Annotated in this window: 12 protein-coding genes; 6 read left to right on the forward strand and 6 right to left on the reverse strand. The window is 59.7% G+C overall.

From position 1 onward, the window contains the following. Window positions 1-415 precede the first annotated feature (415 nt). The 6 genes from ACZYSM_RS28195 to ACZYSM_RS28220 all read left to right on the forward strand — a co-directional run bounded on the left by ACZYSM_RS28195 (window position 416) and on the right by ACZYSM_RS28220 (window position 3,150). The gene (locus tag ACZYSM_RS28195; protein ID WP_489076812.1) at window positions 416-712 is read left to right on the forward strand and encodes a DUF5629 family protein; all 297 of its coding nucleotides are present in this window, start codon (window positions 416-418) and stop codon (window positions 710-712) included. Continuing rightward, window positions 699-1,874, forward strand: coding sequence for a lactonase family protein (locus tag ACZYSM_RS28200; RefSeq protein WP_489076814.1), 1,176 nt, complete (start codon window positions 699-701; stop codon window positions 1,872-1,874). The genes ACZYSM_RS28195 and ACZYSM_RS28200 overlap by 14 nt, the downstream gene beginning before the upstream one ends. A 157-nt stretch (window positions 1,875-2,031) precedes the next feature. After that, complete coding sequence (locus ACZYSM_RS28205) at window positions 2,032-2,211, forward strand: hypothetical protein (RefSeq protein ID WP_489076816.1); 180 nt, start codon at window positions 2,032-2,034, stop codon at window positions 2,209-2,211. An 84-nt stretch (window positions 2,212-2,295) separates the two neighbouring features. Further along, window positions 2,296-2,553: a hypothetical protein gene (locus tag ACZYSM_RS28210; RefSeq protein WP_489076834.1), complete on the forward strand. Its 258-nt coding sequence runs from the start codon at window positions 2,296-2,298 to the stop codon at window positions 2,551-2,553. A gap of 115 nt (window positions 2,554-2,668) precedes the next feature. After that, entirely contained in the window at window positions 2,669-2,881 is a 213-nt protein-coding gene (locus ACZYSM_RS28215) for a hypothetical protein (RefSeq protein ID WP_489076818.1), read from the forward strand. After that, the gene (locus tag ACZYSM_RS28220; protein ID WP_489076820.1) at window positions 2,878-3,150 is read left to right on the forward strand and encodes a hypothetical protein; all 273 of its coding nucleotides are present in this window, start codon (window positions 2,878-2,880) and stop codon (window positions 3,148-3,150) included. Before ACZYSM_RS28215 ends, ACZYSM_RS28220 begins: the two co-directional genes overlap by 4 nt. Before the next feature lie 154 nt (window positions 3,151-3,304). On the opposite strand, the gene ACZYSM_RS28225 is transcribed toward ACZYSM_RS28220, so the two are convergent. The 6 genes from ACZYSM_RS28225 to capB all read right to left on the reverse strand — a co-directional run bounded on the left by ACZYSM_RS28225 (window position 3,305) and on the right by capB (window position 13,837). After that, window positions 3,305-3,928, reverse strand: a complete 624-nt coding sequence (locus tag ACZYSM_RS28225; protein ID WP_489076822.1) for a glutathione S-transferase — start codon at window positions 3,926-3,928, stop codon at window positions 3,305-3,307. Further along, a complete protein-coding gene (locus tag ACZYSM_RS28230; RefSeq protein ID WP_489076824.1) occupies window positions 3,925-7,566 on the reverse strand; it encodes an AAA family ATPase in 3,642 nt (1,213 codons plus the stop codon). The genes ACZYSM_RS28225 and ACZYSM_RS28230 overlap by 4 nt, the downstream gene beginning before the upstream one ends. Beyond that, entirely contained in the window at window positions 7,563-8,807 is a 1,245-nt protein-coding gene (locus ACZYSM_RS28235; protein WP_489076826.1) for an exonuclease SbcCD subunit D C-terminal domain-containing protein, read from the reverse strand. The genes ACZYSM_RS28230 and ACZYSM_RS28235 overlap by 4 nt, the downstream gene beginning before the upstream one ends. 102 nt (window positions 8,808-8,909) lie before the next feature. Beyond that, window positions 8,910-9,869, reverse strand: coding sequence for an AraC-like ligand-binding domain-containing protein (locus ACZYSM_RS28240; protein ID WP_489076828.1), 960 nt, complete (start codon window positions 9,867-9,869; stop codon window positions 8,910-8,912). 96 nt (window positions 9,870-9,965) lie between these two features. Beyond that, a complete protein-coding gene (capA, locus tag ACZYSM_RS28245; RefSeq protein WP_489076830.1) occupies window positions 9,966-12,056 on the reverse strand; it encodes a caprolactamase subunit alpha in 2,091 nt (696 codons plus the stop codon). 35 nt (window positions 12,057-12,091) lie between these two features. Continuing rightward, a complete protein-coding gene (gene capB, locus ACZYSM_RS28250) occupies window positions 12,092-13,837 on the reverse strand; it encodes a caprolactamase subunit beta (protein WP_489076832.1) in 1,746 nt (581 codons plus the stop codon). Window positions 13,838-14,102 lie beyond the last annotated feature (265 nt).

The following is a 14,102-nucleotide window of genomic DNA, read 5'->3' on the forward strand; positions in this document are numbered from 1 at the left end:
CCTTGCCTCTGGCTAACACTTCCCCTTGCCGGGTGTGTAGAGGACTTTCACCTCCAAGTCACCAGCGTGGCCACCACAGCCAAACTGGTTGCGCTTGCGCGCAACGCGCCATGCCTGGCGCACACAACAAAGCCGCAACCTTAGGTTGCGGCTTTTTTTACATCTGAAGCTTCACACTAACCCTGTGGGAGCGGGCTTGCTCGCGATGGACTCAAGAGCGCCGCCTTTAGCCAGTAAACACGCGTTATCGTTAACGACCATCGTCGGAACGCCGCCCGGAGCAAGCTCGCTCCTACAGTGGACCACATTCGCTTAACTGAACGGCATTAGGGCTTGCCTCCTCGCCACAGGTTCCGTACTCGACGCTTGTGTCGATGGGCTATCATTGCGACTTTCCAATTGATGATTGATCGCCATGACTGCCGCTACCGACTCCTTGCTCACCGTCCTCGAAACCTGCGACATGCTGGAAATCGACGGGCTGCACGCCTTTGATTTCTCTCTCGACGAAGAGGATCAACTACACATCGAATGCATGGACGGCCGGGCAGCCAAGCGCTGGGTTTTCAGTATGGCCCAGGTGCAAGCCGCGACCTTCGATGAGACCCTGCAGAGCTGGACCATCACCGGCGATTCAGGCGAACACCGGCTGGTGTGCATGAGTGCATTCAGCGGCGGTGACGAAGAGGATGACGAGCATGTGGATGCGTAACTTCTGGCCATTGTTGATGGCCGGTAGTGTGGGTGCGATGTCCGTGCAGGCGGCGCCGGTCGATAGCTACGAGCTGTTGGTTGGTTCCTACACCCAGGGCCAGAGTCAGGGCCTCTATCGTCTGCAGTTCGACAGCCACACAGGTCAGCTCGACGCCAAACCGTTGCAGGTGGTGAAGAGCGCCAACCCGTCGTGGTTGACCCTTTCCAAGGATCAGCGACGACTGTTTGTGGTCAACGAGAACGGTCCGGGTCAGATCGATCCAGTCGGGCGTGTCAGCAGTTTTGCCATTGAACCGAAGAGCCATCAGCTAAACCTGATCAATCAGGTCCAGTCCCTTGGCAATGAGCCGACGCATTCCAGCCTGAGTGCTGACGGGCGCTACCTGTTCGTCAGTAATTACTCGGTGGCGGAAGATCCGGGCGGCAGCCTCGCGGTATTGCCGGTGGCGGCGGATGGCAAGCTGGCGCCGCCGGTGCAACTCAGCAGTCATCCGTCCAGTCGGGTCAATCCTGAACGGCAGATGTCGGCCCATGTGCACTCGGTGGTGCCATCGCCGGACGGTCAGTTTGTGTTTGCCAATGACCTGGGGGCGGACAAGATTTTTGTCTATCGCTATGACCCCAACGCCAATCCTGAACGGCCATTGACTGCCGCCACTCCTGCTTCGGTGCAATTGCCGCCGGGCAGCGGGCCGCGACATCTGCTGTTCAGCGGTGATGGCAAGCATGCCTGGTTGACCATGGAAATGAGCGCGCAAGTTGCGGTGTTCGATTACCAGGCAGGTAAGCTTGTGCAGCGGCAGATGGTCGAACTGGCCGCCAACCAACCCAGGGAAGAGAAGGCCGCGGGTGCGCTGCATGCATCGCAGGATGGCAAGTTCCTCTACGTCAGCAACCGTGGCACTGCCAATCAGTTGCTGGTGTTTGCCATTGATCCTGCGACGGGTGAGCTCAAGGAAATCCAGCGACGTTCGGTGGAGGGTGATCATCCTCGGGAATTCAGCCTCGATCCGAGCGGCAAGTTCTTGTTGATTGCCAACCAGAAAAGCAATCAGATTGTCGTGCTGGAACGGGACGCCAAGACTGGCTTATTAGGCAAAACCGTACAAAAACTGCCTTTCGATTCCCCCAGCGATATCAGGTTTTTGCTGCGTCAATAAGCCGCAGGCCCCGGATGACGGGGCCTGCGTACTTCTATTAATGACGCTGATATTCGCTACTGCTGCAAAGAATTTCAACGCGCCGACCCTCGGGCGTAAGTTTGCTTCACGGCCCACATGGGCAAGCAAGCCAACTGAATTCACGAGGGTTATTGCCATGAATTTCAATCTCTTCTCCGTCATCGCTGCTTCCGCTATCTCCGCTACTGTGGCTCTGCCTGCCAGTGCCAGCGTCTCAATCGGCGAGAAAAAATCCAGCACCCACACCTACACCCAAAAATACCTGCAACAAAGCGCCAACTTCTACGCTGCACTGGATCACAAGATCCAACACTGAAAACTCAGCATTAAAGAATTTATGCAGGAGCGAAGTCACTGACTCGGATCAGCGATTATTTTTCGTCGAGCGGGAATAAGAGTGATGTCGCTCCTGCATAAATCGTTTGGCTGTCGATTTCTGCGCTACGTGCAAATTCCCTTGGTAATGTCATATAGCCATGTGTTTAAATTTGGCGCTAATTTATTGACTCAATCTCTCCAAGGGATCGACAGCATGGTTATGCGTCTGGCAGTGGTTCTTCTGTTCCTCTATTCCACCCCCATTTTGTCGGCTGCCCAGCCTGTTCCAGACGAGCCGGATGCCGCGCGCGAGCGATTAATGAGCGTGCTGCAGGACTAAAATACGTCGGATTGAAGATCAATAAAGTTGATAGCTACTATGCATAAAGGTCGCTATTTATTCTTTATTTTTTGATCGATTCTGTAGGCACTGAAACATGCCCGCGGAGAATCCCATGGCCAGCACACTTCTTACCTCTGCCAAACACGGTGCTTACGTCGCCATCGGTTTGTACGTGGCCATGATCATCGTGGTCACGCTGTCTGGTCAGACTCAACACACCATCGAGGCGCCGATTCAAGTCGCTTACCCAGCCATTCAATTCGAACATCGTGCGCAAAGCGTTACTGCCGAGCTGGTACAGGCACAGGGAGTGGCGACGCTATGAAAGGGCGCAAACTCTGGGTCATCGCCTTCTTGGCGCTCTTGACCAACGGCTCTTCGTTATTGGGGATCGGGCAGGGCTCGGCCGGTTCTTTGGCACGGGCCATCGAGTGCAATCACAACATCGCCCACAACATTCAAACCGCCAAGGCGCTGGGATTGCTTGCAGGTAATCCGCCGATCAAACCGAACGCCGCGTTTTTGGGCCCGTTCAAAGTGGATTGCTCGGCGTTGCAGATGTGCAGTGTGTTTGCCGAGCCGATGGTGGCTTAAGCAGGATTCAGAAGCGGTGAATCCCCCTGTAGCAGCTGCCAAAGGCTGCGTCCGGCTGCGAAGCAGTCGCAAATCGGCATCCCGGATCATCCAGAAAAATTGCGATCAATTATTTTACGACCGCTGCGCGGCCGGACGCAGCCTTCGGCAGCTGCTACAGGGTTTGTGGGGCAGGTACTTTGGCCATCACCGAAATAAACAACTCTGACTCCAGAAACCGCTGCAACCACGCCTGCAGATGCCGATACGGCGTCTCTGCAAACCAGTCCCGATCGACATGAGCAAACTGCCGTACGAACGGCGCAAGGGCGATGTCCGCCAGGCTCAAGTGATCTGCCGCCAAGTAGGCATGTTCCTGCAACCGTTCATCGAGCGTCTGTAAAAACCCGGCGCCTTGCGCGCGGTAATGCTCCATCGGCTGCTCCGGATAGCGATCCGCGTACTTGTAGTGATTCAAGTGCACCTTGAACACCTGATCGTTCTCTTCGATCAACGCGGTGCTCGCTTGCTTTGCCGCGAGGTCGTCTTTGAGCCACCAATCCTGCGGATCATTCTGTTCCAGCGCCCAGTGCATGATCTCCAGGCTTTCTTCGATTACCCGGCCATTAGCGTTCAACACCGGCACTGTCCCTTTGCTCGACAACGCGAGCATTTCGGCAGGCTTGGCTTTCAGGCTGACTTCGACAATGCTCACGGCCACGCCGGAATAACGCAGCGCCATGCGCGCCCGCATGGCATAAGGGCAGCGGCGGAAGGAGTAGAGCGTCGCCGTACTCATTTCACCTCCAGTGTACTCAGGCCGTTGCCCAGGCGGCGGACCTGGATTTGCACCGGAATCCGTTCATGCATTTCCTGCACATGGGAAATCACCGCGACCTTGCGACCTTGCGCTTGCAGACCGTCGAGGGCATCCATCGCCAATTGCAGCGACTCCGGATCGAGGCTACCGAAACCTTCATCGATAAACAGTGATTCGATTTTCAGCGTGCTGGAGGCCATCGACGCCAGGCCCAGGGCGAGCGCCAGGGAAACCAGGAAAGTTTCACCGCCGGACAACGAATGCACCGAGCGCAGTTCGTCACCCATTTCCGTATCCATCACCAATAGACCGAGCATGCTGCCGCCGCGCTTGAGGCGATAACGGCGCACCAGTTGCCGCAATTGTGCGTTGGCGTGATGCACCAGCAGGTCGAGGTTGTAGGCCTGAGCGATTTTGCGGAAGGTGTCGCCGGTGGCCGAGCCGATCAAGGCATTCAGGCGCGCCCAGCGCTGCCACTCGCTGTAGGCCTCGGCGATCTGCTGTGCCAGGACCTGATTGGCGTTCTGCCGACGCTGATCCTCGGCCTGTTCGGCGCGCAGTTCAGCGCAGCGGTGTTCGCTGGTGGCGGACAGGTTTTGCACTTCAGTCCGCTGTGTTGCCAGCTGTTCGGTGTCCAGATTGCCATTGTGTTGCGCCTGGTGATTGAGCAAGCGCTGATCCCGCTCTTGCAACAGGGCCTTGGTCTGTTGGATGGCTTTTTCGCTTTGTTGCAATTGTTGGCGCAGTTGGCTGACGTGCTGGTCGTCGACGCTCAGCAGATCTTCCAGACCACCGTCGTCCAGCTCCGGATGCAACCCGCGCCAGCCGGCGATCTTGGCGCTCAGCTCGCGGTCTTCGGTCTCAAGCGCGAGCAAGCGTTCTTGCTGCGCCTTGAGTTCGGCGGCCAATTGCACCAACCGCGTGCGAACGGTTTGCAGTTCTTGATTGGCTGCTGCTTCGGCACTGCGGGCATGTTCGACGGCCTGATCCAGTTGCTGCTGCCACTGCTCGGCGCTGGTGTGCGTGCTCAACAATTGCGTCAGTTTTTGCTGGCAAGTCTGTTGCTGCTCGGCGAGGGCAGCGAACTGCTGCTGGGCGGTTTCCAACTGCTGGACGCGAGTCAGCTGACGATCCTGTTCTTTTTCCAGCGTCTGCTGACGCTGCTGCTGTTCACTCAGTTCGTCGCGCTGTTGGTCGAGTTGTTCCAGGCGCTGGGCGATCTGCCGGTCGAGCTGCATGAAGGTGGCGGCGGGCTCGTTGCGCAAGGCCTCCAGGGTGTCGGTCGGGAGCAGGGTACTGAACGCCGTCAGCTCTTCGTCCAGGCGCTGCCGATCGCTGCTCAGTTCCCGTTGCTGGTGGGTCAGATGTTGCGTCGTTTGCTGGCTCGCCGCTTCTGCGCTACGCAGTTGCTGCTGAAGCCGCGCGGCATTCTGTTGCAAGGTGAGCAGGGCAGTTTGCCGTTGTTCGTCCTGAGTGATGCTCTGGTTCAGCTGGCTGCTGTGTTGCGTCAACCAGGCATCGCGTTTGGTCGCGTCCTGGGCCAGTAACTGCGCCGACAGCGGGTGCGCTTCAAGGCTCGGCTTCAGGCTCAGTTGCTGGGCGGTGAGTTGTTCTTGCTGCTGTCTTAGCTCTTTCTGTTGAGCGATTAATCCACTGAATTGAGCGCGCAGATCGATGACTTTTTCATTGAGTAAGTCGACGGCTTTCTTGGCGTTGGCTTGTTCGTTTTCATCGTGACGACCCAAGCTTTGCAGCAACGCCTCGGGCTGATGATAGGGGTGCTCGGCGCTGCCGCAGACAGGGCAGGGCTGATTGTCCTGCAGTTGTTCGCGCAATTGCTCGACACTTTCGCTACGGGCCAGTCGCTGACGCTCCAGCAGTTCGCGGGTGACGGTCAGGGTCTGCTCGGCAACGGCCAGCTCGGCTTTGGCTTCTCCACCTTCGAGGGTTAGACGATCGCGCTCTTGCTGAGCGGCGAGCTGCCGCTGCTGCAGCTCTGCGGCGCGCTTGTCCAGTTCCTGCTGACTGGCCCACAGTCGTGTCAGCTCTTCAAAGGCTCGCTGCTGCTTGCGGTTGTCCTGCAACAGGCTGCCGAGAATCTGGATCTGCTCGGCCACCGCGTCAGGTTCGGCACCGGCCTCTTTGTACAGCACGTCAAGGCTTTGGCGCTGTGCCGCCAGTTCCTCGGCGGCGCGGGCGGCGCTCTGTTCCAGGGCGGCCAGTTCGGTCTGGCCCTTGTTCAGACGATTGCCCACCAGCATCAGTTGTTGCAGGCGATCTCGGTAGGCGTTCCAGGCATCGCTCAACGGCGCCAGATGGGTACTCTGCTCAAGCTGCGCAGCGATTCGCTCCAGGCGTGCAGCCACCTGCTTTTGTTGGTCAAGCAAGCCTTGAATGGTGCTCTGACCCTGAGTGCAGGCCAGCTCCGCCTGTTGCTTGAGGTCGGCACTGAGGCTGGCGTCCTTGATCAGACGGGCGAGGGTGTTTTGCTCTTCAAAGGCCTGACGCAGCAGCGGAGCGCTGGCGGTGTGTTGGCTCTGGGCCTCGGCCAGCGCGGTGTGGGCGGTGTTCAGGCTCTGATCGAGTTGAGTCTGGCGCTCATGCAGTTCGCTTTGCTGTTGTGTGTGTTGCTGAATCTGTGCGGCCAGCGGTGTGAGCTGGGTGCTGAGTTCGGTCTTGCGCGCGAACTGGTGCCGTTGCGGGGCCAGTTGTTCCAGGCGGGTCAACTTCAACCGCTCGCCGGCCAGACTGTCCCAGTGCTGCTGGGCGTTGTGCAGTTGCTCGGTGGCGCTCTGTTGCTCGTCCTGTAACTGGCGCAGGTCCTTGAGCCAGGTGTGCTGTGACTCAAGTTGCTTGAGCTGCGCCTGCTGGGTCTTGAGTTGCTGCTGAGCATCGTTGAAGCGCTCATCGAGCTCGGCCCGAGCTTCGGGTGACAGCGGCGTGACCCCGGTGGCCTGGTCCTGCAACAGCTTGTGGGCTTCGCGAGCCTCTTTGGTCTTGTCGAAGGCCCGGCGACCCAAACGTGTATAGAGCGCGGTGTCGGTAAGCTTTTCCAGCAGCTCGCTGCGATCGTTGTCGTCAGCCTTGAGGAAGGCACTGAACTCGCTCTGGGCCAGCATTACGGCACGGGTGAACTGTTCGAAGTTCAGGCCTAGTGCGGCTTCGAGCTGAGTCTTGTATTCGCCTTTCTGGCTGGCCAGCAGTTGATCCTGGTCGATGTCCCGCAGGCTCTGGCGACTGACTTGCAGCTTGCCGCTGGCCTTGTCTCGGGCACGATTGGCTTCCCAGCGGGCACGATAGCGACGGCCGTCGATGCCGACGAAATCCACTTCCGCATAACCTTCACCGGTGCCGCGACGCAGCAGGGTGCGCGGGTCTCCGGTGCCTATCTCACCATCGGCATCCGGAACCTTGGCGTCGCGTGCGGTGTTGTTCAGACGCGGCACGGCGCCAAACAGCGCCAGGCACAAGGCATCAAGCAAAGTACTTTTACCGGCACCGGTCGGCCCGGTGATGGCGAACAGGCCAGCGCTGGCCAGGGGCTCGGCGGTGAAGTCGATTTCAAACGGCCCTGCCAGGGAGGCGAGGTTTTTCAGGCGGATCGCGAGAATCTTCATGGTTGTTCGCTCTCCATCTGAACGTCTTGCAGCAGTACGGCAAAGTCATTGAGGGTCTGCTCATCGACTTCACTGCCGTAGTTTTCCTGCCAGGCGCGGCTGAACAGTTCCTGCGGGGTGAGTTGGTCCAGTTCGATCAGTCGGCCACCTTCATCGGCCCCTTCGCTGCGACCGTTGCCCGCGTATTCGGCGGCGATCCGCACCAGGCGTACGGCTTTGCCTTGCAGGGCGGTTTCCACCTGGTGACGAAGGTCAGGCTGCGGTTCGTCGAGACGCACCCGCACTTCCAGCCATGGCTGGCGCTGGATGTCGGCCAGCAGGTCGATGTTTGGCAGATCCGCCAGTTGCAGCAGGACTTCAGCCAGCGGCGCCGGGCCCAGGCGTTGCAAGTGAACGGCGCGCGGGATCAGGCGCGGTTCGACGCTGATCAGGGTTTCACCCTCAAGTTGAATGTCGAGGATCTGATGTGGGTAATTGATTTCGGAGAACGACAGCGGAATCGGCGAGCCGCTGTAGCGAATACGCTCCTCGCCGTTGACCTTCTGTGGCTTGTGCAAATGGCCGAGCGCGACGTAACTGATGCTTGGCCCGAACAAACTGGCGGGCAGCGCTTCGACGTTGCCGATGATCAGGCTGCGTTCGGAATCTTCCGAGACCGAACCGCCGGCCATGTGCGCGTGGCTGATGGCGATCAACGCCTGACCCGGTTGGCGCTTGGCGTTCGCCGCAGCGATCAGCCATTCATGAACCTGGCCGATCCCCCGCAGATAGTCGTCGCCCAGATGCGCGCCGGTGACTTCGGCGGGCCGCAAAAAAGGCAGTGCCAGACACCAGCCAGCAATTTCGCCGCTAGCGTCGGGTAGAGGAATCAACAATCGCTCGGCATCCAGCTGACCGTCATCGAGCCACAACACCCGACCCAGGGCATGGGTGCGCAAACGCCGCATCAACGGCGCGGGCAACTCGATCCTCGAGCCGGAATCGTGGTTGCCAGCGATCATCACAATAGTCAGCAACGGTTGCTGTTCATGGGCGCTGACAATGAAGTCGTAAAGGCGTTCCTGGGATTTGACCGGCGGGTTGACCGTATCGAAAATATCGCCGGCGATCAGCAGCACATCGGGCTTTTCCAGACCCAGCTGACGAAGGAGCCAGTCGAGGAAGCAGGCGTGTTCGAAATCGCGCTCCTGGCCGTGCAGGTTCTGCCCAAGGTGCCAGTCGGAGGTGTGAAACAGACGCAAGGCAAACTCCGCGAAAAATTAAGGTGTGGCCGCGCGAAATGATAGCGGCGAAAGGCGGAGAGTTTACTGACAAAAAACCGTGAGGGCGCGGCTTAATGGCGGTCAGCCTATCGTGCGGGCCGCCCGAACCTCGCTGGCGGTGCTGCCGAAGTGCTGGCGAAAGCCGCGGGTGAATTGCGCTTGATCGTTGAAGCCCCAGCGCAACGCCAGTTCACCAATCGACAAATGGCAGTGCGGGTCGCGCAGGCTGCGATGCACGGCTTCCAGGCGTTGTCGGCGGATCCACTCGCCCAGGCTGAAAGGCGTGGTGGCGAACAGTTTATGCAGGTAGCGCACAGACACGCCGCAGGCTTGGGCGATGTGTTGCGGGTTCAGTTCGGGGGAACACAGGTGTTTTTCGACGTAGTACTCGATGCGTTGCAGGTGCAGCGCCGCCAGGTTCGAGGTTTCGCTGTTGAGCACTCGTTCGTCCTGACGCAGGGTCATCAGCAGTGTCGATAGCGCTTGTTCGAGCAGCATGTGGCGGGCCGCCTGGTCGCACTCGTCAAAGCGCGCGGCGCACATTGCCAGTTGATCGACAAAAATTCGCCCCAGGCTGCGCCGGGCATCAAAGCAAAAGCGGGTGTAGCGTTCGGCACCACGCAGCTGCCCTTGCAGCGCGCGTTCAGGCAGCTTGAATACCCAAAGATCGTTGTCGGCAGCATAGCGAAAGCGGTAGGGCGCATCACCCCGTTCGAAGATGAAGCTGCCGGGCTGGCAATGCAGCTCACGGCCGTCCTGTTCGAACAGCACCTCGGCGCGGCGAGGCACGGTGACCAGGTAACAGGCTTCGGAGTCATCGCTGACCTGAGCTTTGCTGCGCGAATAACCGAGCTGGCTGGAACGCAGGCGGGACAAGGCGAGCGAGGTGCTGGACGTTTCCCAGATTTGCAGGCTGCCCTGAAACCGGGTCTCAGGATTGAATTCCAGGGAAAGCGGGAAGTAAGTGCTGCCGATTGCCTCAGCCCAGCGCGGTTGCCGTTCACTGTCAGGCCAATACCGAGTGGACAGGTGTTGAGCCATTATCGCCCCTCTTTTTTTGTTTTATCGAGGACAGCACCGAGGGTCTGAACCGTCGGTGCTGTTGGTGGGCCATCTTTGGTCAAAAGCCGCTAACGGTCAATTGCCGGGTGTCAGGCGGTACGTGGCCGATGGTGCCAGGATTGCTTGCCAACCTGCAGGCACAACGATGTTGGTGGTGGCTTCCTCAATCACGCAGGGGCCCTGGATCGTTTGGCCGACTTGCATCCGGTCGCCGTTGTACACCGGTGTTTCCTGCCAGGTATCCAGCCCGTCGAAAAGCATCGAACGGTGGCTTTGCGGCACGGCGGGGCCCGCATTTTCAGGAATTGGAAGCTCCGGCATGGGCGGGTGTTGCAGGCGGGCAATCACCGAACACTCCAGGTTCACCAATTCGATCGGACTTTCGGGTTCGCTGTAGGAAAACAGCGCTTTGTGCCGCGTATGGAACGCATCACGCAAGGCCACCAGGCCGGCTTCGTCGAGTGGGGCGCAGGTCAGTTCGACGCTGCATTCGTGGATCTGGCCGAGGTAGCGAATCTCCAGGTTGTAGAGGCAATCCACTTTGTTGCCGGCGCTGAAACCATCCTCGCGCAGGTTGTTCATGCCGCGTTCACGCAGTTCATTCAGGGTCTGATTGAGCAATGGCAGATTGACGAATGCGTCATCCAGACGCATCGGCAGGGTGGTCAGTTGGTCGTAGCGAATGTCCGACAGAATCTGACCGAACGCGCACAGGCCCGAGGCGACCTTAGGGATCAGCACCACCTTGCTGCCGATTTCTTCGGCCAGGCGTATGACGTGCATGCCCGCTGCGCCACCAGCGCCTATCAGGGCGAATTCACGAGGATCATAACCGCGCTCCACGGACACCCGGCGGATACCGCTGACCATGTTCAGGTTGACCAGCGTGATGATGCCGATGGCCGCTCGCTCGACACTGATACCCAGCGGCTCGGCGATTTTTATGCGGATAGCGTCAATCGCTGCCTGGCGATTCAAGCGAATACTGCCGCCAAGCAACGCACCATCGGCCAGATAGCCGAGGGCCAGGTTGGCGTCGGTTACGGTTGGCTCGACGCCGCCCTTGCCGTAGCACACCGGTCCGGGATTGGCACCGGCGCTGCGCGGGCCGACCTGGAGCATGCCGAAGGCGTCAAGGTGAGCAATCGAGCCGCCGCCAGCACCGAGGGTTTCCACTTGAATCATCGGCACGCCGATGCGGTAGCGCAGGAAATCGGTGTCTTTGCTGAAGTTAGTACGCCCGGATTTGCTCAGGGTAATGTCAAACGAGGTGCCGCCCATGTCGACGGTAATCACGTTGTCGATGCCGAACGGTTGGGCCACGCACAACCCGGCTTGCGGCGCCGACGCGGGCCCGGAGTTGATCGCGTTGACCGCACGTTCGCGCATGATCACGCCCGGCGCCAGGCCGCCGTTGGACTGGAAGTAGCGGGTTGGCTGTTGCGCACCCAGCTCCTCGAACAGTGCGTCGATGCGCTCGATATATCGGCGCATTACCGGGCTGAGGTAGGCGTTGACCACCGTGGTGGAGGTGCGGGTGTATTCGCGGATGTGTGGAAACACTTCGTTGCCAGTGCAAACAAACACATTCGGCAAGGCGGCGCGGACCATTTCGGCTGCGCGCTGTTCGTGACTCGGGTTGCGCACTGACCAGACGAAGGAAATCGCCACGGCTTTGACGTCTTGCTCGCGGAAGTAGTCGATGGCGGCATGGATCGCCGCCTCGTCCAGTGGGCTGTATTCGCTGCCGTCACTGATGATTCGCCCGCCGATGGGACGCCGCAGATGACGCGGCACCAGCATGTGGGCCGGCGGATAGCTGGCATCGTAGCGATGGCCGTCTTCCTTGTGGCCCAGACGGATTTCCAGGCTGTCTTCATGGCCGTCGGTGCAGAGCAGGCCGACTTTGACCCCGGTCTTTTCGATCAGCGCGTTGAGGGCCACGGTGGTGCCGTTGATGCACAAGTCGCAGTCGGCAATGATTTGTGCCGGCGTGCGGCCAATCGCATCGGCGATCTGCGCCAGGCCGTTGCGGATGGCGATCGTGCCGTCCTGCGGTGTGGACGGCGCCTTGAATAGCTGCACGTTGCCGCTGCGGTCAGCGAGGATGAAATCGGTGAAGGTGCCGCCGGCATCGATGCCCAGGCGATATTGCTGCTTAGTCATGGTGTGAGTCTCTGCGTTGCTCAAGGGGGCTGTACTCAATGCGCTGCGCGGTGGGCGCGGGTGGCGGCTTCGTCGAGTTGGCCGTTGCTGTCGATCACCACGCCGTATTCCAGGCGCGCGCCATCAGCCGAAACCAGGCCGTTGAGCACGTCTTCAAGCACGTTGGCGACAGGCCGCTGCAGCGGGTTGCCATAGCCACCGCCACCCGGGTTGACGTTGATCACGCGTTCGCCCGGTTGAGCTGTCAGCAGAGCGTTGTAGGTGAAGTGGTCTTCTTCACCGCTCACCTTGCGATGAATCAGCCGTCCGAGTTTCGGTTCGAACAGAGTGTTCTTCGCGCCCGCCGCCCCGGCAGTCGGCAACTGACGACCTTCGCCAAAACCGACCACCGTCATGGCATGGTTCAGCGGCTCGATTTCGATGCGGGTGCCCGAGCCACCACGGAACTCGCCGGCGCCGCCGCTATCGGTCATCAGGCTGTAGCGGTGGATCAGCACCGGGTAGGAGTACTCCAGCAACTCGATGTCACCGGACATCAATGCGCCGAAGCAGCACAGCGGGCCGCACGCCGGCCAACCGTCCATAGTCTTGTTCGCGCCGGCACCGGAAATGATCGAAGCCAGGACCATGGTCACGTATTCGCTGTTGCTGTTACGCGGGTCGTGCCCGGCGATGTTGATTCCGCTGGCATGGCCCCAGGACGCGGTGACGCGATCCGGTGCGGCCTGTTCCAACGCTTGGCGCACGGCGTCGGCGAGGGTTTCCATTGGCGTAGTGGTGCTGTTGACGTGCGGCGCCGGTTCTTGCGCGTTGCACAGCGTGCCAGGTGGGCCGAGATCGACACTCACGCAACGGTACAGGCCTTCGTTATAGGGTGGCGGCACCTGAGCGAACATCATCAATCCCAGGTAAACCCCGGAGATCGAGTTGCCCGCGTAGGAGTTGATGAAGTACGGCACTTGCGGTGGGCTTTCGATCAGCACGTGGGCTTCGTCTCCGCGGATCTCCACTTGCGCTGTGATCGTCAGCTCGCCCAAGCCGTGACCGGAGTCTTCGAGAATCGCGGTACCGGTGTAGAAACCATCCGGCACGTCACGCAGCAAGGCGCGCATATGGCGGTCGGCCATGTCTTTGAGCTCGGCAATACAGGCGCGCACTTGTTCGACGCCGTAGCGGTCGAGCAGCTCCAGTAAATGCCGCTCGCCGACGCTGCATGCGCCGTATTGGGCATTCATGTCGCCTTCCTGATAGGCGCGGGCACGCATGTTGGTCAGCAGCAGGTTGATCACGTCTTCGCGACGCTTGCCTTGCGACCACAGCTTGACCGGCGGAATGCGCAAGCCTTCAGCGTAGATTTCCTTGGCGTCCGGGTTGTAACCGGCTGGCACCGGGCCGCCAATGTCGGTGAGGTGGCCTTTGCAGACAGCCCAGAACACCAGTTCACCTTTATAGAACACCGGCTTGTACATGCAGCAGTCAAGGATGTGGCTGCCTTTGTAAGCCGGGTCGTTGTGATAGATGACGTCGCCTTCAAGAATGTCATCGCCGAAGAAACCGGCCACACACTTCATTGCGGGAATCAGTGATCCCAAATGGATCGGGATGTCCTGGCCTTGCAGGACCATTTCCGGGAGGTGGTCGAAGAGCGCATTGGAATAGTCGTGAGCGAGGTTGAATACGCTCGAGCGGCCGGTTTTTTCCAGGGTCAGGGTCATTTCTCGCTGCGCGGTTTCCAGCGCACCCCGCACGACAGCCAGGGTGATCGGATCTACTGTGCTCATGGGTCACCAGGGATCTTGTTGTTGTCTGGGTGGGGCCATGACGGTTGTCTAGCCCACGGCCTTAAGCTACGCGCTGACGCAGGCCACTGGCTTGTCTCCCAGTGCACCGTTTTTTGATCTGCAGAGCACTGGGTTGAAGGTATCCGATCCATAAAGCACACCTACCGGTAGATGCGCCTTGTGTTTACCGTGGCATCTCTGGCGAGCAGTTCCATGGCAGTAGTGCTTCGTAGTCGGCCACCGACTGCGCATGCGGCAATCGCTC

Source organism: Pseudomonas sp. F220, from assembly GCF_057813935.1.

What these genes read in the sequence shown, in the direction of transcription:
- ACZYSM_RS28230 (WP_489076824.1), bottom strand. Translation starts at nt 7,566, where the DNA reads ATGAAGATTCTCGCGATCCGCCTGAAAAACCTCGCCTCCCTGGCAGGG.
- ACZYSM_RS28200 (WP_489076814.1), top strand. Translation starts at nt 699, where the DNA reads ATGTGGATGCGTAACTTCTGGCCATTGTTGATGGCCGGTAGTGTGGGT.
- ACZYSM_RS28220 (WP_489076820.1), top strand. Translation starts at nt 2,878, where the DNA reads ATGAAAGGGCGCAAACTCTGGGTCATCGCCTTCTTGGCGCTCTTGACC.
- ACZYSM_RS28205 (WP_489076816.1), top strand. Translation starts at nt 2,032, where the DNA reads ATGAATTTCAATCTCTTCTCCGTCATCGCTGCTTCCGCTATCTCCGCT.
- ACZYSM_RS28210 (WP_489076834.1), top strand. Translation starts at nt 2,296, where the DNA reads ATGTCGCTCCTGCATAAATCGTTTGGCTGTCGATTTCTGCGCTACGTG.
- ACZYSM_RS28225 (WP_489076822.1), bottom strand. Translation starts at nt 3,928, where the DNA reads ATGAGTACGGCGACGCTCTACTCCTTCCGCCGCTGCCCTTATGCCATG.
- capB (WP_489076832.1), bottom strand. Translation starts at nt 13,837, where the DNA reads ATGAGCACAGTAGATCCGATCACCCTGGCTGTCGTGCGGGGTGCGCTG.
- capA (WP_489076830.1), bottom strand. Translation starts at nt 12,056, where the DNA reads ATGACTAAGCAGCAATATCGCCTGGGCATCGATGCCGGCGGCACCTTC.
- ACZYSM_RS28195 (WP_489076812.1), top strand. Translation starts at nt 416, where the DNA reads ATGACTGCCGCTACCGACTCCTTGCTCACCGTCCTCGAAACCTGCGAC.
- ACZYSM_RS28240 (WP_489076828.1), bottom strand. Translation starts at nt 9,869, where the DNA reads ATGGCTCAACACCTGTCCACTCGGTATTGGCCTGACAGTGAACGGCAA.
- ACZYSM_RS28215 (WP_489076818.1), top strand. Translation starts at nt 2,669, where the DNA reads ATGGCCAGCACACTTCTTACCTCTGCCAAACACGGTGCTTACGTCGCC.